The organism is Rhodococcus kronopolitis (assembly GCF_042654025.1).
GTDB lineage: Bacteria > Actinomycetota > Actinomycetes > Mycobacteriales > Mycobacteriaceae > Rhodococcus_G > Rhodococcus_G kronopolitis.
The window spans coordinates 391,842-416,862 of record NZ_JBHSFO010000002.1; the positions used below are offsets into that span (position 1 = coordinate 391,842).

At 72.4% G+C, this 25,021-nt stretch carries 29 protein-coding genes; 10 read left to right on the forward strand and 19 right to left on the reverse strand.

Features of this window, described 5'->3' with window-relative positions; all coding sequences use genetic code 11:
* Positions 1-35: 35 nt before the first annotated feature.
* The gene (gene rpsB / locus ACFO6S_RS05080) at positions 36-932 is read right to left on the reverse strand and encodes a 30S ribosomal protein S2 (RefSeq protein ID WP_378414731.1); all 897 of its coding nucleotides are present in this window, start codon (positions 930-932) and stop codon (positions 36-38) included.
* Between the two features lie 287 nt (positions 933-1,219).
* On the opposite strand from rpsB, the gene ACFO6S_RS05085 reads away from it, so the two are divergent.
* The gene (locus tag ACFO6S_RS05085; RefSeq protein WP_378414732.1) at positions 1,220-1,708 is read left to right on the forward strand and encodes a M23 family metallopeptidase; all 489 of its coding nucleotides are present in this window, start codon (positions 1,220-1,222) and stop codon (positions 1,706-1,708) included.
* A gap of 12 nt (positions 1,709-1,720) precedes the next feature.
* Here ACFO6S_RS05085 and ACFO6S_RS05090 read toward each other — a convergent pair whose 3' ends face one another.
* Positions 1,721-2,665, reverse strand: a complete 945-nt coding sequence (locus tag ACFO6S_RS05090) for a tyrosine recombinase XerC (protein WP_378415229.1) — start codon at positions 2,663-2,665, stop codon at positions 1,721-1,723.
* Positions 2,666-2,765: 100 nt separating this feature from the next.
* Between ACFO6S_RS05090 and ACFO6S_RS05095 the strand changes: the two genes are divergently transcribed.
* Complete coding sequence (locus ACFO6S_RS05095) at positions 2,766-3,950, forward strand: multidrug effflux MFS transporter (protein WP_378414734.1); 1,185 nt, start codon at positions 2,766-2,768, stop codon at positions 3,948-3,950.
* Between the two features lie 28 nt (positions 3,951-3,978).
* On the opposite strand, the gene ACFO6S_RS05100 is transcribed toward ACFO6S_RS05095, so the two are convergent.
* Positions 3,979-4,770, reverse strand: a complete 792-nt coding sequence (locus tag ACFO6S_RS05100) for a siderophore-interacting protein (RefSeq protein ID WP_378414736.1) — start codon at positions 4,768-4,770, stop codon at positions 3,979-3,981.
* Between the two features lie 155 nt (positions 4,771-4,925).
* Here ACFO6S_RS05100 and ACFO6S_RS05105 point away from each other — a divergent pair, with 155 nt between their 5' ends.
* A complete protein-coding gene (locus ACFO6S_RS05105) occupies positions 4,926-5,531 on the forward strand; it encodes a hypothetical protein (RefSeq protein ID WP_378414737.1) in 606 nt (201 codons plus the stop codon).
* 71 nt (positions 5,532-5,602) lie between these two features.
* On the opposite strand, the gene dprA is transcribed toward ACFO6S_RS05105, so the two are convergent.
* The 4 genes from dprA to ACFO6S_RS05125 all read right to left on the reverse strand — a co-directional run bounded on the left by dprA (position 5,603) and on the right by ACFO6S_RS05125 (position 9,818).
* A complete protein-coding gene (dprA, locus tag ACFO6S_RS05110; protein WP_378414739.1) occupies positions 5,603-6,718 on the reverse strand; it encodes a DNA-processing protein DprA in 1,116 nt (371 codons plus the stop codon).
* Positions 6,715-8,223 (reverse strand): YifB family Mg chelatase-like AAA ATPase, encoded by a 1,509-nt coding sequence (locus ACFO6S_RS05115; RefSeq protein ID WP_378414740.1) that lies wholly within the window; start codon positions 8,221-8,223, stop codon positions 6,715-6,717. The genes dprA and ACFO6S_RS05115 overlap by 4 nt, the downstream gene beginning before the upstream one ends.
* Positions 8,223-8,579, reverse strand: a complete 357-nt coding sequence (locus ACFO6S_RS05120) for a YraN family protein (protein WP_378414742.1) — start codon at positions 8,577-8,579, stop codon at positions 8,223-8,225. The genes ACFO6S_RS05115 and ACFO6S_RS05120 overlap by 1 nt, the downstream gene beginning before the upstream one ends.
* Before the next feature lie 195 nt (positions 8,580-8,774).
* A complete protein-coding gene (locus tag ACFO6S_RS05125) occupies positions 8,775-9,818 on the reverse strand; it encodes an alpha/beta hydrolase (protein WP_378414744.1) in 1,044 nt (347 codons plus the stop codon).
* Positions 9,819-10,048: 230 nt separating this feature from the next.
* Between ACFO6S_RS05125 and ACFO6S_RS05130 the strand changes: the two genes are divergently transcribed.
* Both ACFO6S_RS05130 and ACFO6S_RS05135 read left to right on the forward strand, forming a co-directional pair.
* Positions 10,049-10,840 (forward strand): DUF2786 domain-containing protein, encoded by a 792-nt coding sequence (locus ACFO6S_RS05130; RefSeq protein ID WP_378414746.1) that lies wholly within the window; start codon positions 10,049-10,051, stop codon positions 10,838-10,840.
* Positions 10,837-11,349: a TIGR04338 family metallohydrolase gene (locus tag ACFO6S_RS05135; RefSeq protein WP_378414748.1), complete on the forward strand. Its 513-nt coding sequence runs from the start codon at positions 10,837-10,839 to the stop codon at positions 11,347-11,349. Before ACFO6S_RS05130 ends, ACFO6S_RS05135 begins: the two co-directional genes overlap by 4 nt.
* Positions 11,350-11,474: 125 nt before the next feature.
* On the opposite strand, the gene ACFO6S_RS05140 is transcribed toward ACFO6S_RS05135, so the two are convergent.
* The 6 genes from ACFO6S_RS05140 to ACFO6S_RS05165 form a co-directional block, all read right to left on the reverse strand.
* Entirely contained in the window at positions 11,475-11,798 is a 324-nt protein-coding gene (locus ACFO6S_RS05140; RefSeq protein ID WP_378414750.1) for a DUF2469 domain-containing protein, read from the reverse strand.
* 37 nt (positions 11,799-11,835) lie between these two features.
* The gene (locus tag ACFO6S_RS05145; protein ID WP_378414751.1) at positions 11,836-12,570 is read right to left on the reverse strand and encodes a ribonuclease HII; all 735 of its coding nucleotides are present in this window, start codon (positions 12,568-12,570) and stop codon (positions 11,836-11,838) included.
* 11 nt (positions 12,571-12,581) lie between these two features.
* Positions 12,582-13,340, reverse strand: coding sequence for a signal peptidase I (gene lepB, locus ACFO6S_RS05150; RefSeq protein WP_378415231.1), 759 nt, complete (start codon positions 13,338-13,340; stop codon positions 12,582-12,584).
* 89 nt (positions 13,341-13,429) lie between these two features.
* Entirely contained in the window at positions 13,430-13,771 is a 342-nt protein-coding gene (gene rplS, locus ACFO6S_RS05155) for a 50S ribosomal protein L19 (RefSeq protein ID WP_378414753.1), read from the reverse strand.
* A 153-nt stretch (positions 13,772-13,924) separates the two neighbouring features.
* The gene (locus ACFO6S_RS05160) at positions 13,925-14,770 is read right to left on the reverse strand and encodes a hypothetical protein (RefSeq protein WP_378414755.1); all 846 of its coding nucleotides are present in this window, start codon (positions 14,768-14,770) and stop codon (positions 13,925-13,927) included.
* Entirely contained in the window at positions 14,770-15,693 is a 924-nt protein-coding gene (locus ACFO6S_RS05165; RefSeq protein WP_378415232.1) for a formylglycine-generating enzyme family protein, read from the reverse strand. Before ACFO6S_RS05165 ends, ACFO6S_RS05160 begins: the two co-directional genes overlap by 1 nt.
* Before the next feature lie 162 nt (positions 15,694-15,855).
* Between ACFO6S_RS05165 and ACFO6S_RS05170 the strand changes: the two genes are divergently transcribed.
* Entirely contained in the window at positions 15,856-16,527 is a 672-nt protein-coding gene (locus ACFO6S_RS05170; RefSeq protein ID WP_378414757.1) for a GAP family protein, read from the forward strand.
* A gap of 41 nt (positions 16,528-16,568) precedes the next feature.
* On the opposite strand, the gene ACFO6S_RS05175 is transcribed toward ACFO6S_RS05170, so the two are convergent.
* The 4 genes from ACFO6S_RS05175 to cobC all read right to left on the reverse strand — a co-directional run bounded on the left by ACFO6S_RS05175 (position 16,569) and on the right by cobC (position 20,702).
* On the reverse strand, positions 16,569-17,711 hold the full coding sequence (locus ACFO6S_RS05175; RefSeq protein ID WP_378414759.1) for a bifunctional RNase H/acid phosphatase: 1,143 nt from the start codon (positions 17,709-17,711) through the stop codon (positions 16,569-16,571).
* On the reverse strand, positions 17,708-18,445 hold the full coding sequence (locus ACFO6S_RS05180; protein ID WP_378414761.1) for a zinc ribbon domain-containing protein: 738 nt from the start codon (positions 18,443-18,445) through the stop codon (positions 17,708-17,710). Before ACFO6S_RS05180 ends, ACFO6S_RS05175 begins: the two co-directional genes overlap by 4 nt.
* A gap of 92 nt (positions 18,446-18,537) precedes the next feature.
* On the reverse strand, positions 18,538-19,668 hold the full coding sequence (locus ACFO6S_RS05185; RefSeq protein WP_378414763.1) for a Nif3-like dinuclear metal center hexameric protein: 1,131 nt from the start codon (positions 19,666-19,668) through the stop codon (positions 18,538-18,540).
* Positions 19,665-20,702 carry an Rv2231c family pyridoxal phosphate-dependent protein CobC gene (gene cobC, locus ACFO6S_RS05190; RefSeq protein ID WP_378414765.1) on the reverse strand — a complete coding sequence of 346 codons (1,038 nt, stop codon included), beginning with the start codon at positions 20,700-20,702 and terminating at the stop codon, positions 19,665-19,667. Before cobC ends, ACFO6S_RS05185 begins: the two co-directional genes overlap by 4 nt.
* A 55-nt stretch (positions 20,703-20,757) precedes the next feature.
* Between cobC and ACFO6S_RS05195 the strand changes: the two genes are divergently transcribed.
* The 3 genes from ACFO6S_RS05195 to ACFO6S_RS05205 are packed head-to-tail and all read left to right on the forward strand — an operon-like array spanning position 20,758 to position 22,888.
* Positions 20,758-21,426, forward strand: coding sequence for an HAD hydrolase-like protein (locus ACFO6S_RS05195; RefSeq protein WP_378414767.1), 669 nt, complete (start codon positions 20,758-20,760; stop codon positions 21,424-21,426).
* The gene (locus ACFO6S_RS05200; RefSeq protein WP_378414769.1) at positions 21,413-21,895 is read left to right on the forward strand and encodes a low molecular weight protein-tyrosine-phosphatase; all 483 of its coding nucleotides are present in this window, start codon (positions 21,413-21,415) and stop codon (positions 21,893-21,895) included. The genes ACFO6S_RS05195 and ACFO6S_RS05200 overlap by 14 nt, the downstream gene beginning before the upstream one ends.
* Positions 21,896-21,946: 51 nt before the next feature.
* Complete coding sequence (locus ACFO6S_RS05205) at positions 21,947-22,888, forward strand: SURF1 family cytochrome oxidase biogenesis protein (protein WP_378414771.1); 942 nt, start codon at positions 21,947-21,949, stop codon at positions 22,886-22,888.
* Here the strand turns inward: ACFO6S_RS05205 and ACFO6S_RS05210 are convergent.
* Positions 22,814-23,809, reverse strand: a complete 996-nt coding sequence (locus ACFO6S_RS05210) for a cobalamin biosynthesis protein (RefSeq protein WP_378414773.1) — start codon at positions 23,807-23,809, stop codon at positions 22,814-22,816. The genes ACFO6S_RS05205 and ACFO6S_RS05210 overlap by 75 nt on opposite strands.
* Positions 23,810-23,857: 48 nt before the next feature.
* Complete coding sequence (locus ACFO6S_RS05215; protein WP_378414775.1) at positions 23,858-24,328, reverse strand: acyltransferase; 471 nt, start codon at positions 24,326-24,328, stop codon at positions 23,858-23,860.
* Between the two features lie 165 nt (positions 24,329-24,493).
* Here ACFO6S_RS05215 and ACFO6S_RS05220 point away from each other — a divergent pair, with 165 nt between their 5' ends.
* Positions 24,494-24,817, forward strand: a complete 324-nt coding sequence (locus ACFO6S_RS05220; RefSeq protein WP_378414777.1) for a type II toxin-antitoxin system Phd/YefM family antitoxin — start codon at positions 24,494-24,496, stop codon at positions 24,815-24,817.
* The last annotated feature ends 204 nt before the right edge of the window (positions 24,818-25,021 follow it).

Below are 25,021 nucleotides of genomic sequence, written 5' to 3' on the forward strand. Positions count from 1 at the left end.
GACCCAGTCGAGATGACGGGTCAGGGCCGGATCGACTAGGCCTGCTTTTCGGCGTCCGCGATCTCTGCGGGAGCCTCGGCGAGCTTCTCGTCGGACTCGGCGACGGCCTCGCGGGTGGACTCGGGGCCACCCTCGGTGATGACGTCGTCGGCGGCGGGGGCCGCGGAGGAGAGCAGCTCCTGCTCCCACTCGGCGAGGGGCTCGGTGCCGGCCTCGGGCTTGGCGTCGTCACCGGAGTTGCGGCCGGCGCGGGCCTGCAGGCCCTCGGCGACGGCGGACGCGACAACCTTGGTCAGCAGCGCGGCGGAACGGATGGCGTCGTCGTTGCCCGGGATCGGGTAGTCGACCAGGTCGGGATCGCAGTTGGTGTCCAGGATCGCGATGACCGGGATGTTCAGCTTGCGCGCCTCGGAGACCGCGAGGTGCTCCTTGTTGGTGTCGACGACCCAGATGGCCGACGGAACCTTGGCCATGTCCCGGATGCCGCCGAGGGTGCGGTCGAGCTTGGTCATCTCACGCGTGAGCATGAGGATTTCCTTCTTGGTACGACCCTCGAAGCCACCGCTCTGCTCCATGGCCTCGAGATCCTTGAGGCGCAGCAGACGCTTGTGGACGGTGGTGAAGTTGGTGAGCATGCCACCGAGCCAGCGCTGGTTCACGTACGGCATGCCGACGCGGGTCGCCTCTGCGGCGATGGACTCCTGCGCCTGCTTCTTGGTGCCGACGAAGAGGACGGTGCCGCCGTGGGCAACGGTCTCCTTGACGAACTCGTACGCCTTGTCGATGTACGTGAGGGTCTGCTGCAGGTCGATGATGTAGATGCCGTTGCGGTCCGTCAAGATGAAACGCTTCATCTTCGGGTTCCAGCGACGGGTCTGGTGCCCGAAGTGGGTACCACTGTCGAGCATCTGCTTCATGGTTACGACAGCCATGGCTGTGTACCTCTTTCATTGCCGGTTGACGCAGGCGGTCGGGTGACCCCTGCCCTGGCGTCCGAACGGCCGTCGGACCTGCACGAATGCAGGACCAGCCGAAGGCCGGTTGTTCATGCGCGGACGCGCGAAGTCGGACTGCACGAGTACAGACCGCGTGGTAAGTGTACGGCCTGCCCGCCGCGGGTCATAACCGGTGCCCCGCCGCCTGTGGACAGCCCGGCCGCCCGTCCACAGGCCGCGCCGGACGGGTTCCGCAGGCGCCCACGACCGGCGACCGTGGAGGGATGCGCCTGCCCGCCGCCGCCGCACTCGCGGTCCTGATCCTGCTCGCCGGACCCGACCCCGTCGCCGCCGCCGCGGCGTTCGGCTGGCCGCTGAGCCCACGCCCCGCACTGGGCCGCGCCTTCGACCCGCCCGAACAGGACTGGCTGCCCGGCCATCGCGGCGTCGACCTGGTCGGCACGCCGGGCGGTCCGGTGCTGGCCGCAGGCGACGGCGTGGTGGTCTTCGCCGGGGACGTCGCCGGCCGGCCGGTGGTCTCGGTGGACCACCCCGGCGGCCTGCGCACCACCTACGAACCGGTGCGGGCGACGGTGCGACCGGGCCTGCGGGTCACACGCGGCGCGGTCCTGGGCACCCTGGAACCGGACCACCCGGGCTGCGCGGAATGCCTGCACTGGGGCCTGCGTCGCGGCAGGCTCTACCTGGACCCGCTGGGCCTGGTCCGGTCCACGCCGGTCCGGCTCAAACCGCTGAACGGCTCCGACCGCTGACCCCGGCGGGCGTCAGGCCCGGGGGTGGGCCTGGTCGTGCACCGCGCGCAGCCGCGCGACCGAGACGTGGGTGTAGAGCTGGGTGGTGGCCAGGCTGGTGTGGCCGAGCAGCTCCTGGACCACCCGGAGGTCCGCGCCGCCCTCGAGCAGGTGGGTGGCGGCCGAGTGCCGCAGCCCGTGCGGGGCCAGGCTCGGCGCCCCCGGCACCGCCTCCAGCACCTCGTGCACCGCCGAACGGGCCTGGCGCTGGTCGAGCCGGCGGCCCCGCTTGCCGAGCAACAGCGCCGAGCCCGAGTGCTCGCGCACCAGGTGCGGCCGACCGGCGGCCAGCCAGGCGTCGAGCGCCTCGGCCGCCGGGCCGCCGAACGGCACCGACCGTTCCCGGTTGCCCTTGCCCAGCACCCGCAGCACCCGGCGGTCGTGGTCGACGTCACCGACGTCCAGGCCGCACAACTCCCCCACCCGAATTCCGCTGGCGTACAACAACTCCACCACCAGCCGGTCCCGCAGCGCGATCGGGTCCATCTGTGCCGCACCGGATTCCGCGGCGCGCATCGCGTCCGCGGCCTGCTCCTGCCGCAGCACCGCGGGCAGGGTCCGGTGCGACTTCGGCGACGCCAGCCGGGCGCCGGGGTCCCGCGCGATGCGACGGGTCCGGGTCAGCCAGGCGGTGAAGGTGCGCGAGGCCGCGGTGCGTCGGGCCAGGGTGCTGCGGGCCACCCCGGCGGCCGCCTGCCCGGACAGCCAGGACCGCATCACCCGCAGGTCGAGGTCGCCGATACCGGCGTCGGGCACGTCCGCGACCAGGTGCTCGAGCAGCGAACGGGCGTCGGCGAGGTAGGCCCGCACGGTGTGCTCCGACCTGTCCCGCTCGAGCCGCAGGTGCTCGGCGTACGCGTCGAGGTGTCCGGAGAGGCGCTCCGGCAGTTCCGCCTGGGTGCGCCCCTCGGATGCCATGCGACCGGTTGCCATGCGACGAAGGTTCACCCGCGCAAGGGAATAAATCAAGCGACCGCGCCGCTGGCAGTCCCATGTGACCCGTTCAATATCGATCCCCATGCTGCTGGCACTGGCGCTGCTCTCGGCGATCGCCCCGCTCGCGATCGACATGTACCTGCCGGGCCTGCCGGCACTCGGCGACGACCTGGGCACCTCGACGCAGTCGGTCCAGCTGACCCTCACCACGTTCATGGCCGGCCTCGGCATCGGCCAGCTGGTCGTGGGCCCGCTCTCCGACGGCTGGGGCCGGCGGAAGCTGCTGCTCGCCGGCGCCGCGACCTTCGCGGTCAGCGGCGCGCTGTGCGCGCTGGCACCCTCCGCGGAGGTGCTGATCGGCGCCCGACTGCTGCAGGGACTGAGCGGCGGCGCGGCAATCGTGTTGGCACGCGCGGTGATTGCCGACCGGGCCACGGGCGAGACCGCCGCCAAGCTGTTCTCGGTCATGATGATCATCGGCGGCGTCGCCCCGGTGGTGGCGCCGCTGCTCGGCGGCGCCCTGCTCGACCCGGTCGGCTGGCGCGGCATCTTCTGGGTGCTCACCGGCGCCGGCGTGGTGATGGTCGTCGGCATCCTCACGCTGATCCCGGAGACGCTGCCGCCCGAGCGGCGGCACGGCGGCGGGCTGGCCGCTTTGGCGCACAACATGCGGTACGTGCTCGGCAACCGTCGCTACGTCGGCTACGCGCTGACCTTCATGTTCGGTTTCGGCGCCCTGTTCTCGTACATCTCCGCGTCGCCGTTCGTGATCCAGGAGGTCCTCGGCCTGTCCCCGGGGCAGTTCTCGGTGGTGTTCGGCGTGAACTCGATCGGCATCGTCGCCGGCAGCATCGTCAACACCAGGCTGATCGGCCGCTTCCGCGCCCGGCAGCTGCTGACCTTCGGCGTCGCGATGCTGCTGGTCGCCGGCCTCGCCCTGCTGGCGGAGGTGACCGTCGGCGGCGCCCACACCGTGGTGGTGCTGCCGCTGCTGTTCGCGGTCACCACCAGCATCGGATTCGTCATGGGCAACGCGACCGCGCTGGGCCAGAGCCAGGTCAGCGAGGCAGCGGGCACCGGGTCCGCGCTGATGGGCGCCGGCCAGTTCGGCCTGGCCGCGGTGATCTCGCCGCTGGTCGGCGGGTCGGCGGCGCAGATGGCCACCGGGATCGTGGCCTGCGCGGTGATCGCGATGGCGGCGCTGCAGCTGCTCGGCCGGCCCGAGGAACAGTCGACTCCGGAGTCCACCGCCGCCCGCTCGGCCTGACCGCCGCCGGAGCCTGACCGTCCGCGACCTACCGCCCGCCGCGCTCCGCGGCACCCTCGGCCTTCGCGAGGTCGGACTTCCACGCCCGGAAGCCCTCCTCGGACCGGCCGCGCCGCCAGTACCCGGAGATCGAGGCCCATTCCGCAGACACCCCGCGGTCCTTGCGGATGTAGCCGCGCAGGCCGTGCATGACGGCGTGCGCCTCGCCGTGGATGAACACCTGGGGCTGGCCGGGCAGCCACGGCGCCCGCCGGACCGCGTCGATCAGCGGCGCCCGGTCCCCCGCCAGGTCGTCGCCCACCTCGTCGGCGGGCCCGCCGCGGTGCACCCAGGTGACCTCGACATCGGCCGCGGACCGCAGGTCCAGCTCCCCCTCCGGCCCGGACACCTCGACGAACACCCGCGCCACCGCCGACGCCGGCAGCGCCTCGAGCGCCGCCGAGATGGCGGGGAGCGCGGACTCGTCGCCTGCCATCAGGTGCCAGTCGGCGTCGTCGCGCGGTGCGTAGGCACCGCCCGGACCGCGCAGCCGCAGCGTCTGCCCGGGCTGCGCCGACGCCGCCCACGGCCCGGCGAGCCCGTCGTCGCCGTGGACCACGAAATCGATTGAGATCTCCCGCTTCTCGTCGTCGACGCGGCGGACCGTGTAGGTGCGCAGCACCGGTTCGTCGTCGGAGCCGAAGAGCAGCTTCACGTAGGCGTCGGCGTGGGCGTTCGGCACGAAGTCGTCGAAGCCGGGGCCGCCCAGGTACACCCGCACCAGGTGCGGGGTGAGGCGTTCGGTGCGCAGCACTGTCAGGGTGACGAGTGGTCGGGTCATGCCGAGCCCTCCAGTTGTTAGGTTCACCTAACCCTACCGGAGATGGGTGATCGGTCCCGGAATCCGGCGTCTGCTGTAATACTCCTCACGCCGTGTCGACGGCAGGAATCTCGTCCTGCCGGTCGCCGAATCCCGCTCTCACCCTTCGGAGGATCATGAAAATCGCTCGCCGTGCCGCCAGCCTCGCCGCCACCGTGGCGGTGGTTGGCGTCGCGCTCGTCGGATGCTCCGCCGACGCCGACACCAGCGACCAGGCCGGCGGCGGTTCGTCCGGCGGGGCCACCACGTGCGTCGACGCCACCCTGCCGAACGCCACCGCGGAGGAACTCGTCGACGTGCTGCGCCCGGTACAGGTCGGCGACGCCGACGACGAGTTCACGAGCCTGATGGCGCAGTTCGAGGAGGGCCGGGCCGCACAGGTCGCCCGCATGCAGGACGGCGAGGTGTTCAAGGCGGTTCCGGCCGACGGTGACGCCGCCTTCGCGAAGTCGGTCTGCGCACAGTCCCGCTGGGACGACGTGGTCAACGACCAGGGCGAGACGCTGGCGAGCCCGCGTTCGCAGCGGGCGGCCGTCGTCGCGACCGGCCACACCTACTGCGACTCCTTCGCCCAGCTGAAGCCGTCGGCCGCCTCGACCGGCGCATGGTCGGACTGGGCCGGGTACGTCGACATGATGACGCAGGGCGCGACCGACGGCGCCGACGACGGACGGCAGACGTACGCCGCCGCGCTGACGAACATCTGCCCTCAGTTCGCCTGAGTCTCGGGTTCGCCTGAATCTCGGACCGCTGACGCCGGCGCCGTGGGATCCCCCGCGGCGCCGGCGCCCGTTCACCGGCGGAACCAACCGGTCTCGTCGGAGTCGATCAACCCGCTCATCTCCAGCACCGGCAACGCCCCCTGCACCGACTTGAGTGGCAGCCCCGACCCCTCCGAGAGCTCCCGCACCCCGATCGAGCCCGACGCCGGAAACGCCTCGTAGACCTGCGCCGCGCGACTCGACAGCCCGTCCAGCCGACGCACCGGACCGGACGACTCCGCCGCGACCCCCATCGGCCCGGCCGCCTCGACGACGTCGGCCGCCCGCGCCGCCAGGATCGCCTCCCCGTCCCGGATCATCCGGTGACACCCCACCGAGGACGCCGACGTCACCGGCCCCGGCACCGCCAGCACCGGCCGTCCCAGCCGTGACGCCCAGGACGCGGTGTTGCGCGCCCCGCTGCGGGCCCCCGCCTCGACCACCAGCACCGCGTCGGCCAGCGCGGCAACCAGCCGGTTACGCGCAAGGAATCGGTACCGCGCCGGCGCCGTACCGGGCGCGTACTCGCTGAGCACCAGCCCGTCCCTGGCGATCTCGCGCAGCAGCCGACCGTGACCGGCCGGGTAGGCCCGGTCCACCCCGCAGGCCAGCACCGCCACGGTGGGCGCGCCCGCCGCCAGCGCGGCCCGATGCGCGGCACCGTCGATTCCGTAGGCCCCACCGGAGACCACCGTCCAGCCGCCACCCGCCAGGTCGTCGACGAACTGCGTGGTCACGTGCTCGCCGTAGCCGCTGGCCGCCCTGGTCCCGACCACCGCGACCGCCCGTTCGGTCAGCTCCGCCACCTTCCGCCGCCCGAGCACCCACAGCGCCAGCGGCGCCGCGGACTCCCGGTCGGCGCGCTGCTCGGTCCCGTCGAAGGCGAGCAGCTTCCACTGCGGCCAGTCCAGATCGTCGGGAGTGAGCAACCGGCCGCCGAGCCGCTCGACCAGCGCCAGGTCCCGGGCCGCGGTGTCCAGGTGTGCCCGCGCCTGGGTCCGGGTGCGCAGCACCTCCGGCAGTTCCGCCCCGCGGACCGCCCGGGCGGCCTCCTCCGGACCGACCGCACCGACCAGGTCCGCGAGCGGTGCGCAGGGCCCGGCCGCCACCTGAGACAGGTACGCCCAGGCCGCCTGCCGGGCGTTCATGCGCCCATCCGGTCACGGAAGTGCAGCGCCGTCCCCACCTCGTCCGGGCCGGGTACCGACTCGCCCGCCAGGTCCGCGAGCGTCCACGCGACCCGCAGCGCCCGGTCGGCCCCGCGCGCGGTGATCGCCCCCTCTCGCAGTCCCCGCTCGAGCGGACCGAGGGCCTGTCGGGACAGTCGAAATCGTTGCCGCAGCGCGGGTCCGGGCACCTCCGCATTGCTGCGCCACCCAAAATCCTGCCATCGTTCCACGGCGACCGCGCGCGCCCGCGACACCCGTTCCCGCACGTCCGCAGTCGACTCCGCGGCCTCGCCGTTGAGCGCGCCGACCGAGAGCTCACGCATCTTGACCCTCAGGTCGACCCGGTCCAGCAACGGTCCGGACAACTTGCCCAGGTACCGCCGCCGGACGGTCGGGGTGCAGATGCAGTCCACCTCCCGGGGCGGCGCACAGGGGCACGGGTTGGCGGCCAGTACCAGCTGGAACCGCGCGGGGTAGCGGGCCACCCCGTCGCGGCGCGCGATCCGCACCTCCCCGTCCTCGAGCGGAGTGCGCAGCGCCTCGAGCGCCTTGACACCCAACTCGGCGCACTCGTCGAGGAACAGCACGCCGCGGTGGGCCCGGCTGACCGCGCCGGGCCGGGCCATCCCGGACCCGCCGCCCACCAGCGCGCTGACCGAGCAGGTGTGGTGCGGGGCGACGAACGGCGGCGCCGTGATCAGCGGCTGCTCCGTACTGAGCAGGCCCGCCACCGAGTGGATGGCCGTCACCTCGAGCGCCTCGCCGTCGCTGAGCGGCGGCAGCACACCCGGGAGTCGTTGCGCGAGCATCGTCTTGCCGATTCCTGGTGGCCCGGTGAGCATCAGGTGGTGGGCTCCCGCGGCGGCGATCTCCAGCGCCAGCCGGGCCTCCCCCTGACCCGCCACGTCGCTGAGGTCCGCAATCGTCGGCGCCGGGTCCCGGTCCATCGGGGTGGGCCGGGTCAGGGTCAGTTCGCCACGCAGCCAGCAGATCACCTCGCCGAGGTCCCGGGCCCCCAGCACCTCGATGCCGTCCACCAGCCCGGCCTCCGGCAGGGCCGGGTGCGGGACCACCACCGACGGCCAGCCCGCGGCCTTGGCCGCAAGCACCGCCGGCAGCACCCCGCGGACCGCGCGCAAACGCCCGTCGAGGGCGAGTTCGCCGAGCAGCACGCTGCGCTCGAGGTCCGCGGACGGCACCCGGCCGTCCGCGACCAGTACCGAGCAGGCGAGCGCGAGGTCGTACATGCTGCCGCCCTTGGGCAGCGTCGCCGGCGACAGCGCCAGGATCACCCGCGAATCCGGCCACCTCTCACCGGAGTTGGCGACCGCGGCCCGCACCCGGTCCCGCGACTCCTGCAGCGCGGTGTCCGGCAGACCCACCAGGTGCACCCCGGGCAGCCCGCGCCCGATGTCTGCCTCGATCTCGACCAGCAGCCCCTCGACTCCGCGCACGGCCACCGAGTGCGCCCGCCCGAGCGTCATCAGAACACTGCCCTCAGGTGCTCGACCAGCGGCTCGCTGCCCGGTACGACGAGCACCGCAACCACGTCGAACCGCACGTGCACCCAGCCCCGTTTCTGCTCACGCAGCCACAGCCCGGCGAGCCGCCGGATGCGCGACTGCTTCGCGAAGGTCACCGCCTCGGCCGGCGTCCCGTACCCGCGTCCGGACCTCGTCTTCACCTCGACGAACACCACCGCGTCCCCGTCGACGGCAATCACGTCCAGCTCCCCGTACCGACACCGCCAGTTCCGCTCCAGGATCGTCATGCCACCGTCGACGAGGTGGCCGACGGCCAGATTCTCGCCCTGTGCGCCCAACTCCAGGTTTCGTGCCATGCCGACGACGATGCCCGCCGGCTTCCGGACCGGGATCCACCCGGGCTGCGGAAACGATTGCCCTGTGGACAGATTCGCCCCTGTGCACAACCGCGGCGCAGGTCGCTGACCTGCGCCGCGGTGCCACCGTCGACCGAGACCTCTGCCGCGCGACGACCACCAGAAGGGTGTGCGCGGATTCCTACCGGCTGTCCGCTACGGCTGCATGCCCATCGAGCGGGCCAGCATCGGCCAGGAGTTGTGCAAGTCGTCCTGCCAGTAGCCCCAGGAGTGCGTGCCCGCCGGCTTGAAGTCGAACGTCGCGGGGATCTGGAGCTGGTTCAGCCGGTCCGCCAGGGTGTGGGTGCACTGGTTGACCGCCGCCTCGATGACGCCCCCGACGACGACCTGCTCGGCGAGCGTCCCGACATTGCCGTCGATTTCCGGGCCGTTCAACGTGTCGTGCGGGCCGGGCAGTCCCGATCCCGTGGAGATGTACAGCTGCGTGCCCCGCAACTTCGCCGCGTTGACGACCGGGTCGTTGGCCGTCCAGGCCGGGCCGCCGTACTGCCCCCACATGTTCGTCGGGTCGACGCCGGCGCGACCCAGCACGGTCCTGACGTAGGTCTCACCCACCGGCGTGCTGGTCTCGGCGCAGCCGCTGTAGGCACCGACGCCCCGGTACAGACCCGGTGCCGCGATGGCGAGGTTGAGCACCGACGTGGCGGTCATCGAGATGGCCGCGAGCGAGTTGACGCCGTTGGTACCGAACTCCTTGTCGACGATCGGTGGCAGTTCCTCGGTCAGGAAGGTCTGCCACTTGTTGCGACCGATGGCGGGGTCGTCCTTCTCCCAGTCGGTGTAGTAGCTGAAGGCGCCCTCATTGGGGGTGACCACGTTGACGTTCTTGTCCTGGAAGAACGCCATCAGGTCCGTCCTCGCCTCCCAGTTCGCGGAGTCCTCGCCGCCGCCGGCACCGTTGAGCAGGTAGAGAGTGGGTCGGGGCGCGCTGGTGTCGGCGGGCAGGATCACATCGAGCGGAATCGTGCGGTCCATCGCCGCCGAGTACACCTTCACGGTGACCTTGCGGGGACCGTCCTTCGTCACTCCGACCACATGCGAGCCGGCCGCCGGCGCGTCGACCGTCCGAACCGCCGCCACCCCCGCCGACGCTGTCTGCGCACCGAGCAACAGCGGCAGCACCGACACTGCCGCGGCCACCGCCGCCAGTCGGCCGTGTCCACGTGTGAGACCCCGCATCGAATCACCCTCCCCAGTTCTTCGTGTCGTCCCGCCACGGTCGCTCCCGCGTGGCGATGTGGACCTGTGCCGCGATTGTTCTCGCCAGACCGCGCGTCCGTGTGGGTTTCGACACAACCGAATTCATGCCGATCATCGCCGCCGGACCGGCGATCTCGCCTGCGCCGTCGAGACTTCTCGCCGACGCAGCGGACCGGTCGGTGTCGGTGCCACCGGCTACCCTCGGCGGCGTGAGTTCCGAGAAGATGCTGGTGCGGATCGGCGGGCTGCTGCGCCAGGCCGAGTCGACCAGCAACCCGCACGAGGCCCAGGCCTTCATGGAGGCGGCCCAGCGGCTGGCGACCGCCACCTCCATCGACCTTGCCGTCGCCCGGGCGCACACCTCACGCCGGGAACAGCGCGCCTCCCCCGTCCAGCGCGCGATCCGGATCGGCGAGACCGGGAAGAAGGGCCTGCGCACCTACGTGCAGCTGTTCGTGAGCATCGCGGCCGCCAACGACGTGCAGTGCGACGTCGCCCACAACTCCACCCAGGTGTTCGCGTACGGCTTCGACACCGACATCGACGCGTGCGAGGCGCTCTACGCCGGCCTGCTGGTGCAGATGGTGCGGTCCTCCGACGCCTACCTGGCGTCGGGCGCGCACCGGCCGGTCGCCGGGGTCACCGCCCGGCTGAACTTCCAGCTGGCCTTCGCCGCCCGGATCGGGGAACGGCTGGCCACCGCCAGGCGCGCCGCCGAGGAGCAGGCGCTGCGCGCGGACGCCGATCGCCCCGACGCGGCGGCAGCCGACGACGGCTCGCTCTCCGGGACTGCACTGGTGCTGCGGGACAAGCAGATCGAGCTCACCGACTTCTACCGGCGGACCTCCACCGCCCGCGGCGCGTGGCGCGGCGCGAAGGCCACCGCGGGGCACTCCTCGAAGGCCCGCCACGCGGGCGACCGGGCGGGACGGGCCGCGCGGCTCGGCCACGAAGCCGAACTGCCCGGGGCGCGCCGCGAGCTGTCCCGGCCGCAACGGTGACCGGACGCCGGGACGGTCAGCGGTCGCGGGTGTACGAGGCCGAGACCGTGGTCCGGCGGATCTTCGACCGCGCCGACCTCGGCACCGGCCGCGAGCTCGAGCTGTTCGGTTCGCGACTGACGCTGCCGGTCGAGCGGAAGTTCGCCTCCGTCGAATCGGTACAGGACTACCTGGACCGGGTGCGGGCGCTGAACTGGGTGCGCGCCGACTGGCCGCGCGCGTCCGCCCCCGTCACCGTCCGGGCCCGGTCCGGGGCCACCGCCGCGCACTACGAGCCCGCGACGGCAACGGTCGCGGTGCCGCGCACCCGCGACGGCGCCTGGGCGCTGCGGGAACTGGTGGTCCTGCACGAACTCGCGCACCATCTGGAACCGTCGGGCGCGGAACTGGCCCCGCACGGGCCCGAGTTCGTCGGCCGCTACCTGGCCCTGGTCGACGGGATCCTCGGCGGCGAGGCCGCGTTCGTGTTGCGGACCACGATGCTGGAGAACGGCGTCACCGTCGCCTGAGGTCGGCGCCCACCGACCGGCCGCACCCACCCCTCGACGCCGTCACACCCCCGTTGAGCGTTCAACGGGGGTGTGACGGGGACAGCAGGTGTGTGGATGCAGCCGAGCCGCACCACGCACGGGACTCAGTCTCCGAACGGGCCGTTCTCCGGCAGCCGCAGATCGGACTTCTCGAGCTCCTCGACGTTGACGTCCTTGAAGGTGATCACCCGCACGTGCTTGACGAACCGGGCCGGGCGGTACATGTCCCACACCCAGGCGTCGGCCATCCGCACCTCGAAGTAGATCTCCCCGTCCGCGTTGCGAGGGATCAGCTCCACCGAATTCGCCAGGTAGAAACGGCGTTCGGTCTCGACGACGTAGGCGAACTGGCCGACGATGTCCTTGTACTCACGGTAGAGCGACAGCTCCATCTCCGTTTCGTACTTCTCGAGATCTTCGGCACTCATCAGCTTGCACGTCCTCCAGCTCCGGGTTGAACCACCATCATCGCGCACCGACCACCGCGGTGTACATTTCGCCCTCGGTACGACCGCCCACGTCGCGTCCGGGATCGTCGGGACCGGGGCGCGCCGACCGGGCCGCGGCGACGTTCGCGTACGACATCCGGTGCTCGTGGCTGGGGCCGAGCGCGACCATCGCGGCGGTGTGCGCGGCCGTGCCGTAGCCCTTGTGCCCGGCGAAACCGTACCCGGGAAGCGCGTCGTCCAGCGCCACCATGGTCCGGTCGCGCGAGACCTTCGCCAGCACGCTCGCCGCGGCGATGCACGCCGCGGCGGCGTCACCGCCGATCACCGGCAGCGACGGTGCGGGCAGGCCCGGCACCCGGAAGCCGTCCGTGAGAACGTATCCCGGTGCCGTCGACAGCCCGGCCACCGCGCGTCGCATGCCCTCGATGTTGGCGACGTGCACGCCGAGCGCATCGATCTCCCAGGCCGGGATCTCCACGATGCACCAGGCGTGGGCGAGCCGCTGGATCACCGGGAAGAGTCCCTCGCGGACGCGTTCGGTGAGCCGCTTCGAGTCGTCGAGTCCGGCGAGGGCGGCGTGCGGCCTGGGTCCGAGGACACAGGCCGCCACCACCAGCGGGCCTGCGCAGGCGCCCCGGCCCGCCTCGTCCACCCCGGCGACCGGACCGAGCCCGGTGCGGATCAGGGCCGACTCCATCGTCCGCAGGCCGGCGGCGCTGCGGATGACGGTTCGGGGCGGCCAGTTGGTCATCGTCTGCTACTTCAGTTGCTCTGGATGTCGGGCGAGTCGATCAGGCCCCACCGCGACGGCGGCAGCACGATGGCGACGGCCTTGCCGACGACGTTGTCCACCGGCACGGTGCCGTTGTACTCGTCGCCGACGTGGTAGCGCGAGTCCGCCGAGTTGCTGCGGTTGTCACCCATCACCCACAGGTTGCCCTCCGGGACGGTGTACGGCCCGAAGCAGCGGCCCGACTTCAACGGGGTGTCGCAGGTCTGGCTGCCCGGTGTGAACGGGAAGTCGGTGACCACGTAGTTCTCGTCCAGCGGCTTGCCGTCGACCAGGATCCGGCCCTGCTCGTCACAGCATTCGACCGTCTGGCCGCCGGTCGCGATCACGCGCTTGACCAGGTTGTTCTCGTCCGGCGGCACGAGGCCGACCAGTGCGCCGACCTCCTGGATCCCGCGGAGCACGGTGTTGTCGGAGCGGGTGGACGTCCAGCCGGCGTTCCAGGAGTCCGGGCCCTTGAAGACGACGACGTCGCCGGGCTGCGGGTCACCGAAGCGGTAGCCGATCTTCTCCACGAAGATCCGGTCGCCGGTACAGCCTGCGCAGCCGTGCAGTGTGGGCTCCATCGACTCCGACGGAATCAGGTACACCCGCCCCACGAAGGTCTGCAAGAGGAAGCTCATCATCAGCGCGACGAGGATGAGAATGGGCAGCTCCCGCCAGAACGAGCGGGGCTTCTTCTGCGGCTTTCCCGATGCTGTGTCGGGGCCATCGGTGCCGGCTGGGGGCACCGTCGATTCGTGCGGGGTATCTACCACTGGAACAGGTTAGCCCGGCCCGAGAATCCCGGGCCGGGCTAACACTGAAAGGAGCTCTACGCTCAGCGCTTTTCCTTGATCTTCGCGGCCTTGCCACGGAGGTCGCGCAGGTAGTACAGCTTCGCGCGACGCACGTCACCGCGGGTCAGCACCTCGAACTCGGCGATGTTCGGGCTGTGCACCGGGAAGGTGCGCTCGACGCCGACGCCGAAGGAGACCTTGCGGACGGTGAAGGTCTCGCGGACGCCGCCGCCCTGGCGACGGATCACGACGCCCTTGAAGACCTGCACGCGCTCCTTCGAGCCTTCGATGACCTTGACGTGCACGTTCAGCGTGTCGCCGGGACGGAACGCGGGGATGTCCTCGCGGAGCGACTTGGCGTCCAGGAAGTCCAGAGTGTTCATGGGGTGATCCATTCTTGTTTTTGCGCGAGTAGAGGAACCGAGCGGCACCGCGTGAGCGGTCGGTAGCTGGTTCGTACTCCGATTAGGTCGTGCGCCTGTGACAGGCAACCGCCCAATTGTGCCAGACGTGCGCGTTCCGGGCGAAACCGGGCGTCAGCGACGGACGGGTTCGTGCACCGGTGGCGGCGGGGCCGCGTGCACGGTGCGTTCGAGGACGACCTCGGTCTCGGCCTTCGCGTGCGCGACGCTCGGCTTGCCCGCGATCAGGTCCTGCACGTAGATCTTGGCCCGCACCACCGGCCTGCGGTACCGCTTCTCGCGGGCGACGGCCCTGGCCATCCGCTTCGGCCGGTCACGGTACCGCCAGCGCGCCCAGGGCGCCCCGGGCCGGCTGAGCCTGATCGACCCGACAAGCAGCATCGGGAAGAAGAACATCCCGAACAGGCCGGTCCAGATCTTGCCCTTGGCGATCACGATCGCCGCGATCGCCATGTTCACCAAGGTCCCCAGCACCAGCACCAACCGCACCCAGGCCTCCGGGTTGTCGCGGAAGTCGGCGACGTTGATGATCGCGTCGGGCCTGGCGCCGAGCAGCAGCAGCCCGGTCACCGCCAGCGCCACGAACACCGCGTCCACCGAGGCCCGGCCCTGCTCCTCCCAGTACACATCCTTGAGGTAGAAGATCAGCGCGAACTCGTCGAGGACCAGCGCCGTCCCGACGCCGAAGCAGGCGGCCAGCACCGCGCCGGTGGTCTGGGTGGCGTCCTCGTAGACCGCGATCAACGCGACCCCCGAGATCATCATCGTGACGACCCCGAACACCACGTGGTGCACGTGCTGTCCGCCGGGGGTGACGTTGCCGGGCCACCACCGCACCTCCGCACGGATCATCCGCACGCTCAGCCGGATGAAGACGAACCCGCCGATGAAGCCGAGGAGGAACAGCAGCAGCGGCAGCCGGCCGTGCTCGATGATCTCGTCCTGCAGCCAGTGGCGCATCAGCGTGACCCTGGGCTCCGCACCACGCACCGGAACCCGATGTGGCAGGTCGAGGTCTCCTCGGTCTCGCCCTGCCGGGCCGCGGGCCGATACCGCAGGCAGTAGTTGGGCGCGCACAGGTGCGAGCCGCCCTTGATCACCCGCCGCGGGTAGCTCTCCCCGTCACGGGTGGCGCCCACCTCGATCCGCGGGTTGCTCGGGATGCAGCACGCGCTGGCAGGCGCGACGTTCTTGCCGCCGGCGCTGTGGTCCGCGGTGTGGAAGTCGGTGGTCCACTCCCAGACGTTGCCGGCCGCGTCGAACAGGCCGTAGCCGTTGGGCTTGTAGCTGCCGACCGGCGAGGTGCCCGCGTAACCGTCCTCGAGCAGGTTCTCCCAGGGGAACTGGCCCTGCCAGGTGTTGGCCTGCTGCCGGCCGCCGGGGGTGTACTCGTCGCCCCAGGAGTAGACGGCGCGGTCGAGTCCGCCGCGGGCCGCGAACTCCCACTCGGCCTCGGTCGCCAGGTCCTTGCCCGCCCAGGCCGCGTAGGCCAGCGCGTCGGCGTACGCCACGTGGGTGACCGGATGCCGTTCGCGCCCACCGACATTGCTCTCCGGGCCCTCGGGGCGACGCCAGCTCGCCCCCGGCACCCAGGACCACCACTGGTGGTAGTCGTCGAGCGAGACCGGTCCGGGCGGCGGGGTGAACACCAACGAGCCCGGGACCAGCAGCGCCGGGTCCGCGCCCGGGTAGTCGGCCGGGTCCGGCGGCGTCTCGGCGACGGTGACGTGGCCGGTGTCCTTCACGAAGCGACGGAACTGCGCGACCGTCACCTGGTGGGTGTCCATCCAGAACCCGTCCACCTGCACCTCGTGCACCGGCCGTTCCTCCGGGTAGAAGTCCTCGGAGCCCATCCAGAAGCGTCCGCCCGGAATCCACGCCATGTCCTTCGGTGGTGTGGTCTGCCGGGACGCGACCGGGCCGGACCCGTCCCTTGTCTGCGCGGTCTCGATCGTCATCCGTCGAGCATCCCATCTCGCGCGGCGATTCGAACTCACCCCCGGCGGATGGTGTGCCGGGGAGTCCGCACCGCCAGGCTCCGACGCATGGGAACAGCTATAGGTACCGTCCTGCCACTCGCCGTCGGCGTCGCGATCAGCCCGATCCCGATCATCGCGGCCATCCTGATGCTGCTCACGCCGCAGGCCGGGCGCACCGCCACCTCGTTCGCCGTCGGCTGGGTGCTCGGCATCGCCGCCGCGTTCGCGGTGTTCGTGGTGCTTGCCGACGCGCTCGGCCTTGGCGGCGGGTCCGGCGGCAGCGCGGCGGGGACGACGATCAAGGTCCTGCTCGGCGTGGCGCTTCTCGGACTGGCCGTCAAGCAGTGGCGCGGCAGGCCCGCCCCCGGCGAGGAGGCGGCCATGCCCGGATGGCTGCAGGCCATCGACAAGGTCACCCCGGGCAAGGCCGTCGGACTGGGCTTCGCGCTCGCCGCGGTGAATCCGAAGAACCTGCTGATGATCGTCGGCGCCGCGGTGGCCGTCGCCCAGCTCGACGTCAGCGGCGCGACCATCGTGGTCACCGGCATCGTGTTCACCGTGCTCGCCGGGTGCACGGTCGCCGTCCCGGTGATCGCCTACTTCGCCGCCCGCGAACGCGCGACCGCCTGGTTGCAGGAGCTGAAGGCCTGGCTGGTCGCCAACAATGCCGCCGTGATGGCGGTGCTGCTGCTGGTGATCGGCGTGGTGATGATCAGCAAGGCGCTGACCGCCGGCTGACCGCCGCCGGCCGGTCCGCCGGGACCGGCCGGTCCGCGCGCCTACAGGTGCGAGGTGTCGTTGACCAGGCGCACCGAGGCGCCGCCGTCGGGGTAGAACTCGGCGACCGAGAGCGACGCCAGGTCCAGGTGCAGGCGGTAGAGCAGCGCCGGACCGACGTCCAGCGCCAGCTGCAGCAGGGTCTTGATCGGGGTGACGTGCGAGACGACCAGCACGTTCGCCCCGGGGTACTCGGCGAGCAGGTCGTCGCGGGCCGCGGCCACCCGGACCCGGACCTCGTCGAAGCTCTCGCCGCCGGGCGGACGGACGGAGGTGTCGCCGAGCCAGGCACGGTGCAGTGCGGGATCACGCTCGGACGCCTCCGTGAAGGTCAGCCCCTCCCACGCACCGAAGTCGGTCTCGATCAGGCCCTCGTGCACCCGGACCGGCAGCGACAGTGCGGCCGCCGCGGACTCGGCGGTCTGGCGGGCCCGGCCCAGCGGCGAGGACACCACGGCGGCGATCCCGCCGCGGGCGCCGAGCCGGGCGGCCGCGGCGTTCGCCTGCGCCAGGCCCGTCTCGGAGAGCGCGGGGTTGCCACGGCCGGAGTAGCGCCGCTCCACCGACAGCGGTGTCTGCCCGTGCCGGAGCAGCAGCAACCGGGTCGGCTTGCCGACGGCGCCGGTCCAGCCCGGTGCGGTCGGGGTCTCGGGGGACGTCGCCGGCGCCGCCGCGGCCCGGGGCGGGTCGACGGGGGTCGAGGACCGTCCGGCGTTGCCGTCCATCGCCTCGTTCGCGAGCCGGTCCGCGTGCGAGTTCTCCGCACGCGGAATCCAGGTGTACCGGACCGAGTCGAACCGGTCCGCGAGCTCGTCGGCCTGCCGCGCGAGCGGAATCATGGCCGGGTGCTTGACCTTCCAGCGCCCGGACATCTGCTCGACCACCAGCTTGGAGTCCATCCGGACCTCCACCGTGCGGGCACCGAGCTCGGCGGCCGCGGTCAGTCCGGCGATCAGGCCCTTGTACTCGGCGACGTTGTTGGTGGCGACGCCGATGGCCTCGTTGCGTTCGGCCAGCACCCGGCCGTCGGCGCCGTCGAACACCACCGCGCCGTAGCCGGCCGTCCCCGGGTTGCCCCGGGATCCGCCGTCGGCCTCGATGACCACCCGGTCGGGCGCAGAACCTGCGCCCTGCGGGTCACTCACAGACCGGACTCCTTGGTACGCACCATGATTGCGTTGCACTCGGGGCAACGGACGACGACCTGCGGGTCGGTGGCGGCGATCTGCGCGATCTGGCCGCGGTCGATCTCGATCCGGCACGCGCCGCAGCGGCGGGCCTGCAGCAGTGCCGCACCGACCCCACCCTGGGCGCGCTGACGCTCGTAGGCCGCGATCAGGTCCTCGGGCAGCTCGGCCGCCAGCGCGGTCCGGTCCCCCACGTGCCGCTGCTCGACACTGGCCAGGTCGGCGAGCGCGTCGTCACGGCGCCGGACCGCGTCGATCAGCGCGTCGTCGATCTCGCTCAGCTGCGCGCCGGCGCGCTCGTAGTCGCCCTGGGTGGCCTCACGGCGCTCCATCACCTCGAGCAGCTCCTCCTCGAGGACTCCCTGCCGGCGCTCGAGGCTGCCAAGCTCGTGCTGCAGTTCCGAGAGCGCCTTGGCCGCGATGGTGCCGCTCTCGAGCATCTTGCGGTCACGGTCGCCGCGCTGACGAACCGCGTCCACCTCGCCCTCGAGCTTGCGGATGTCCCGGTCGAGGTCGCCGAGCACGATCTCCACCGCGACCGCGGCGTCCTTGTGCTGCACGCGGTCGGACTCGAGCCGCTGCACCTCTTCGACCTCGGGCAGCGTCTTGCGCTTGTGCGCGACCCTCGTCAGCTCGGTGTCCAATGCGGCGAGGTCCAGCAGCTTTGCCTGAATCCGGGGTTCGACGTTCACGCGTTCGGGCTCCTGTGGTGCGGATGGTGCGACGGGGTACGGCTAACCGTACCGCCCGCCGACCGGTGCCCCGCACCACCGCGTCGCACCGGTCAGTGGCAACCAACCGTCCACGGGTCGGTGCGCGTCGTGGAGACCGCCACCGCCCAGTCCGCGGTGCCGGCGAAGCTGGCGTCGAGCACCGCGCCGGCCTGCGCGCACCACGGCTGCTCGCTGGCCCAGTGCGCCACGTCGACCAGCATCGGACCGCCCGAGCGCAGGTGCTCGTCGGCCGGGTGGTGACGCAGGTCGGCGGTGACGTACACGTCGACCCCCCGCGCCCGGGCCGCGCCGAGCAGCGAGTCGCCGGAGCCGCCGCACACCGCGACCGTGCGCACCAGCGCCTCCGGGTCGCCGGCCGCGCGGACCCCCCACTCGGTGACCGGCAGTCCGGCGTGCACCCGCTCGGTGAACGCCCGCAGGGTCGTCGGCTCCGCCAGTACGCCGATCCGCCCGATGCCGCGGGCCGACCCGACGTCCGCCAGCTCGAGCACGTCGAACGCGGGTTCCTCGTAGGGGTGCGCGGCGCGCAGGGCGGCCAGCACCCCGGTCCGCAGCGCGCGCCTCGCGACCACCTCGACGCGGTCCTCCGCGACGCGTTCGAGCCGGCCGGCCTCCCCGAGCGTCGGCCGCGCGGCGGCCGACGGCAGGAACTGCCCGGTGCCGGTGACCGTCCAGCTGCAGTGCCGGTACTCCCCGACCGCGCCGGCGCCCGCGGCGAACAGCGCGTCGCGGACCGCCTCGGTGTCGGTGACCGGGACGGTCACCCCCCACTTGTCCAGCGGCTCGGACGGCGCCGGCTCCAGCGGACCTGTCACCGTCAGGCCGAGGGCGGCGGCCAGCGCGTCGGAGACGCCCGGATCGGCGCGGTCCGCATTGGTGTGCGCGGTGTACAGCGCGCAGCCGGACCGGATCAGCCGGTGCAGCAGCGCCCCCTTGGGGGTGTGCGCGCCGACGGTGTCCACCCCGCGCAGCAGCAGCGGGTGGTGCACCAGCAGCAGCTGGGCACCCCAGGCCAGCGCCTCCTCGACCACCTCGGCGGTGGCGTCGACGGCGATCAGCACCCGGCTCACCTCGTCGGCCGGGTCGCCGCACACCAGTCCCACCGAGTCCCAGGACTCCGCCAGGGCCGGCGGGTAGGCCGCCTCGAGCGCCGAGATCACCTCGGACAGCAGCACCGTCATGCCGTTACCTCCCTCAATGCCGTCACCAGCGTCTGGGCCTGCTCGGCCGCGCGGACCGCGACCCGCAGATGGTCCGGGCCGAGCCCGGGAAAGGTGTTGCCGCGGCGCACCGCGATGCCGCGCTCGCGCAGGTCGCGGCGGACCCGCTCGGCGTCCGGGACGTTCAGCAGCAGGAAGGGGCCCGCCGCCGGCCCGTGCACCGCGATACCCGCGGCGGTGAGCATCTCGACCATCTCGGCGCGCTCGGCGGCGATCACCAGGGCCTCGCGCTGCGCCCACGCCACCGCGTCGGGCTCGCAGCAGGCCCGGATTGCCTCGACCTGCAGGCTGCCCAGCGGCCAGTGCGCGCGACCGACCTGCAGCCGGGCCAGCAGTTCCGGCGGCCCCAGCAGGTACCCGCAGCGCAGTCCGGCCAGGGCAAAGGTCTTGGTCAGGCTGCGCAACACCAGCACGTCCGGCAGCGACCGGTGCGAGAGCGACTCCGGTTCGCCGGGGACCGCGTCGGCGAAGGCCTCGTCCACCACCACGATCCGGCCGGGCCGACGCAGCGCCAGCACCTCGTCGGCGGGGTGCAGCACCGAGGTCGGGTTGGTCGGGTTGCCCAGCACCACCAGGTCCGCGTCGGCAGGGACGGCGGCAGCGTCGAGCCGGTACGGCGGGGCGAGCACCACCTGTGTCGTCGGCACCCCGGCCTGGCGCAGCGCCCACTCCGGTTCGGTGAACGAGGGGTGCAGCAACGCCGCCGACGCGGGCCGCAGCCGCGGGAGCATCGCGAACCCCTCCGCGCCGCCTGCCAGCAGCAGCACCTCGTCGGGTCGACGACCGTGCCGGGCCGCCACCTGCTCGCGGGCGGCGGCGTCCGCGGCCTCGGACGGGTAGGCGCCGAGCGTCGTCAGCGCCCGCGCCAGCCGCTCGCGCAGCCAGGCCGGCGGGCCGTCACCGCGCACGTTCACGGCGAAGTCGAGCAGTCCGGGCTCGGCGTCGATGTCGCCGTGATGTCGCAGGTCGGCCGGTGCCGTGTCGCTGGTGTGCACCCGACGAGCTTATGGTGGCGGCTGCCCGCGCCGGGCCGCCGGGCAGGATGGGCGCGTGAGCCACAGCCCCGCCCCCGTGACCGTGTTCGACCTCGACGGCACCCTGACCGACTCGGCGCCCGGCATCGTCGCCGGTTTCCGCCACGCGCTGGCCGTGGTCGGCGTCGACGCCCCCGCAGGCGACCTCCGGGAGCTGGTGGTCGGCCCCCCGATGGCGGACACGCTGCGGTCGCTGGGGCTCGACGAGGCGACCACGCAACGGGCGCTGGCCGCGTACTTCGTGCACTACGACGAGTCCGGCTGGTCGGACAACGCGGTGTTCGACGGCATCGAGGACCTGCTCACCGCCGCGGCGATCCGCGGGTCTCGGCTGGCCGTCGCCACCTCCAAGCGGGAGCGGTTCGCCCGCCGGATCCTCGAGCACTTCTCGCTCGCGCACCACTTCGAGGTGATCGCCGGGGCCAGCGACGACGGCACCCGCCGCGCCAAGGTGGACGTGATCGAACACGCCCTGCGCGGTCTGGGCATCGAGCCCGTCGCCGCCGGGACCGCCGGGGTGGTGATGGTCGGCGACCGCGCCCACGACGTGCACGGCGCCGCGCACTGGGGCATCCCGACCGTCTTCGTCGAGTGGGGTTACGGTTCCGCTGAGGAGGCCGCCGATGCCCGCTGGTCGGTCTCGACCGTCGACCAACTAGGGAGCGTTCTCGATGTCACGCCGTGACGCGGCCACCCCGCTGCACATCACCTTCGTCTGCACCGGCAACATCTGCCGGTCCCCGATGGCCGAGAAGATCCTCCTCGGGCGCCTGCGCGAGGCCGGGCTCGACGCCCGGGTGCGGGTGACGAGCGCCGGCACCGAGAACTGGCACGTCGGCAAGGAGGCCGACGAGCGCACCAACGAGGTACTGGCGAGCCACGGATACCCGACCGGGCACCGCGCCGCGCATGTCGGCGCCGACCACCTCGCCGCCGACCTGGTGGTCGCGCTGGCCACCGGCCACGACCGGGCGCTGGCGCAGCTGGGGGTGCCCACCGAGCGACGCCGACTGCTGCGCAGCTTCGACCCGGACGCGGACGACCAGTCGGTGCCGGACCCCTACTACGGCGACCTCGAGGACTTCGAACTGGTGCGCGGGCAGATCGAGGCGGCGGTGCCCGGCCTGCTCGACTGGGTGCGCGCCCAGCCCTGACCGACCACACCGGTGGGCCGGGCCGCGGCCGGCAACAGCTACCGTGGTGGCGTGCGAAGGTTGAAGTTTCTGCTGCGTCCGGGCTGGTTGGTACTGGCATTGATCGTCGCCGGCTTCGCATACATGTGCTTCTCGGTGCTGGCGCCGTGGCAGCTGGGCAAGAACACCAGCACCGAACACCGCAACCAGCTGATCGAGCAGTCGGTGTCCGCGGACCCGGTGCCCGTCGAGTCGATCCTGCCGACGACCGGGCCGCTCGCCCCCGACGACGAGTGGCGTCAGGTCACCGCCACCGGCAGCTATCTGCCCGACACCGACGTGCTGATCCGGCTGCGCTCGGTCGAGGCCGCCCCCGCCTACGAGGTGCTCACCGCGTTCGAGCTGACGGACGGTCGCGTCGTGCTGGTCAACCGCGGCTACGAGCGGCCGATCCAGGGCACCCGCCCGCCGGAGATCGCGCCCGCCCCGACCGGACCGGTCACCATCACCGCCCGCGCGCGAACCTCCGAGGGCACCGTCCCCGGCAAGGATCCGCTGGTCGAGGACGGTCTGCGCCAGGTGTACTTCATCGACGCCCCGCAGATCGGCTCGGTGCTCGGCCTTGCTCCGGCGGACCTGTACCTGCAGCTGGCCGGCGACCAGCCCGGCTCCCTGAGCCCGATCCCGCTGCCGCAGATGGACTCCGGGCCGTACCTCTCCTACGGGTTGCAGTGGCTCGCGTTCGGCCTGATGGCACCGCTGGGTCTGGGCTACTTCGCGTGGGCCGAGATCCGCGAGCGTCGCCGGGCCCAGGCCCAGACCGACGCCGGGATCGCCGCGGATGCTGACGAGTCCACCGAGGTCCCGGCGACCGGCACCTCGGTCACCGCGCCGGCCACGGACGACGACATAGTGCTGCCGCGCCGCCGGTTCGGCCGGTCACAGCCCGCCGAGCCGGCGGCGCTCACCGCGACGGAAGCGAAGCTCGCCGACCGCTACGGCAAGAACCGCTGACCCCACCGCGGCACCCGCCTGTACCGCCGTCGACAGGCGCGCGACCCGTCGTACGTCCGTGACCGCCGGGGCCGGCCCGTCGCCGAGCGTCGGCCGCTCCTCGACGCCGTGCGGGTACTCGGTGCGACCGCCGAGGCGGACCCCGAGCGCACCGGCCATCGACGCCTCCGCGACGCCCGCGTTGGGGCTCGGGTGCGCCCGCGCGTCGCGTCGCCAGGCCCGGACGGCGGCCGCGGGCTCGCCGCCCACGACGGGCGCGGCCAGCACCGCCAGCAGTCCGGTGACCCGTGCCGGGGGCAGGTTCACCACGTCGTCGAGCCGGGCCGCGGCCCAGCCGAATCTCAGGTAGCGCTCCGAGCGGTACCCGATCATGGCGTCGAGGGTGTTGACCGCGCGGTACCCGAGCACGCCCGGCACGCCCGCGACGGCCGCCCACCACAGCGGTCCGACGGTGGCGTCGGAGGTGTTCTCGGCCACGGATTCGACTGTGGCCCTGGTCACTCCGGCCTCGTCGAGGGAGTCGGGGTCGCGGCCGCACAGCGACGGGACGAGCCGACGCGCCCCGGCCAGGTCGCCGTCCTCGAGACGGGAGGCCATCGCGACGCCCACCCGGGTCAGCGACGTGCCGCCGAGCGCGGTCCAGGTCGCGGCGGCCGTCACCGCGGTCTCCCCCAGCCAGCCGAGCCGTCCCGACGCCCGCGCAGCGACCGCTCCGACGGCGACCACGGACCCGGCCAGGACCGCGGTGTGCGCGACGCCGGCCAGTCGGTGGTCCCGGTAGCTGCGGGTCTCGAGCAGCGCCGCCGCCCGGCCGAACCCGGCCACCGGATGCCAGCGCGCCGGGTCCGCGAACGCCACGTCCGCCGCGTACCCGAGCAGGATCCCGGCCGCTCTCGCCGTTCCACGGCCACTGAACTTCACGAGGACTAGTTCTACCAAGGCCGTCGTGCGGGACCGGACCGGGACCGGTTACACCGGCAGGTCCTTCACCCGCCGGGCCGGGTTGCCCGCGTAGAGCCCGTTCGGCGCGCAGTCCTTGGTGACCACGGCACCGGCGCCGACGATGCAGCCGGAGCCGACGGTCACGCCGGGCAGCACCAGCGCCCCCGCACCGATCCAGGCGCCGTCCTCGACGACGATCGGCAGGTGGTACACGGCGCCGCCGCGGCCGTCGGGCGGCCCGACCCGGTGGGTGCTGGTGATGAACCGCACGCCGTGACCAACCGCGACCTGCCGGCCCAGCGTGATCGGCGCGGTGCCGTCGAAGAGCACACCCCGGTTGACGAAGGTGCCCAGGCCCAGCCGAATGTCCTTGCTGCCGAAGTGGCATCCGGCATAGATCCCGGCGCCCCAGACCTTCGCTCCCCCGATCAGCAACAGCAGGATGCGCAGCCACACGGGAACGAGGCGCCAGGACTGGACGATGTTGATGAGCCGCACGAGAAGTGACGATAGTCCCGTCGGGCCGCGCGCCGTCGGCCGAACGCCGCGACACCCTCCGGTGCGCCGTCGGGCGCGCGCGGCGGAGGCGCAGGTACCGCGAATCGGGCCGACGAGGTGGCAGGATCCCGGAGTCGGGATGCAGCGAATGGAGAGTCGGTGGTGGTGACGGCAACAACCGTGAAGACCGCACGGAAGCGTTTGAAGGACCTGGTCCGCCGGGTCAACGACGACACCGTCGCCATCGAGATCGCCGGCAAGAACGCCAACGCCGTCCTGATCTCCGCGGACCGCTACAAGACGCTGCAGGAGGCGACCTTCCTGCTCCGCTCCCCCGAACTGATGGACAGCCTCCGTCGCAGGGCGGCCGCCGAGTCGCTCCGCGAGCATGCGCCGACCCCCGCCACCGATCCGGCGGCGCGGCCACGCAAGTCGAAGAAGTCCCGCAAGAAGCGGAAGCGGAAGTTGCGCGCGGCGAAGCGCCGGTGACCCCGCGCCCCACCTTCGACCCGCAGGCCGACCCGCGACTCGTGCGTGGCTGACCGGTCCCTGAACCCGTGTCACTCCCTCGGGACCCACAGTCCGTGCACGAGCACGCAGTGCGTGGTTTCTGAACCCCTCGCACAACGTCTAAAGTTCAACTGAGCAAACCGGTTCCGGCTTCTGGCCCTGCAACACCGCCCCGAGGACATC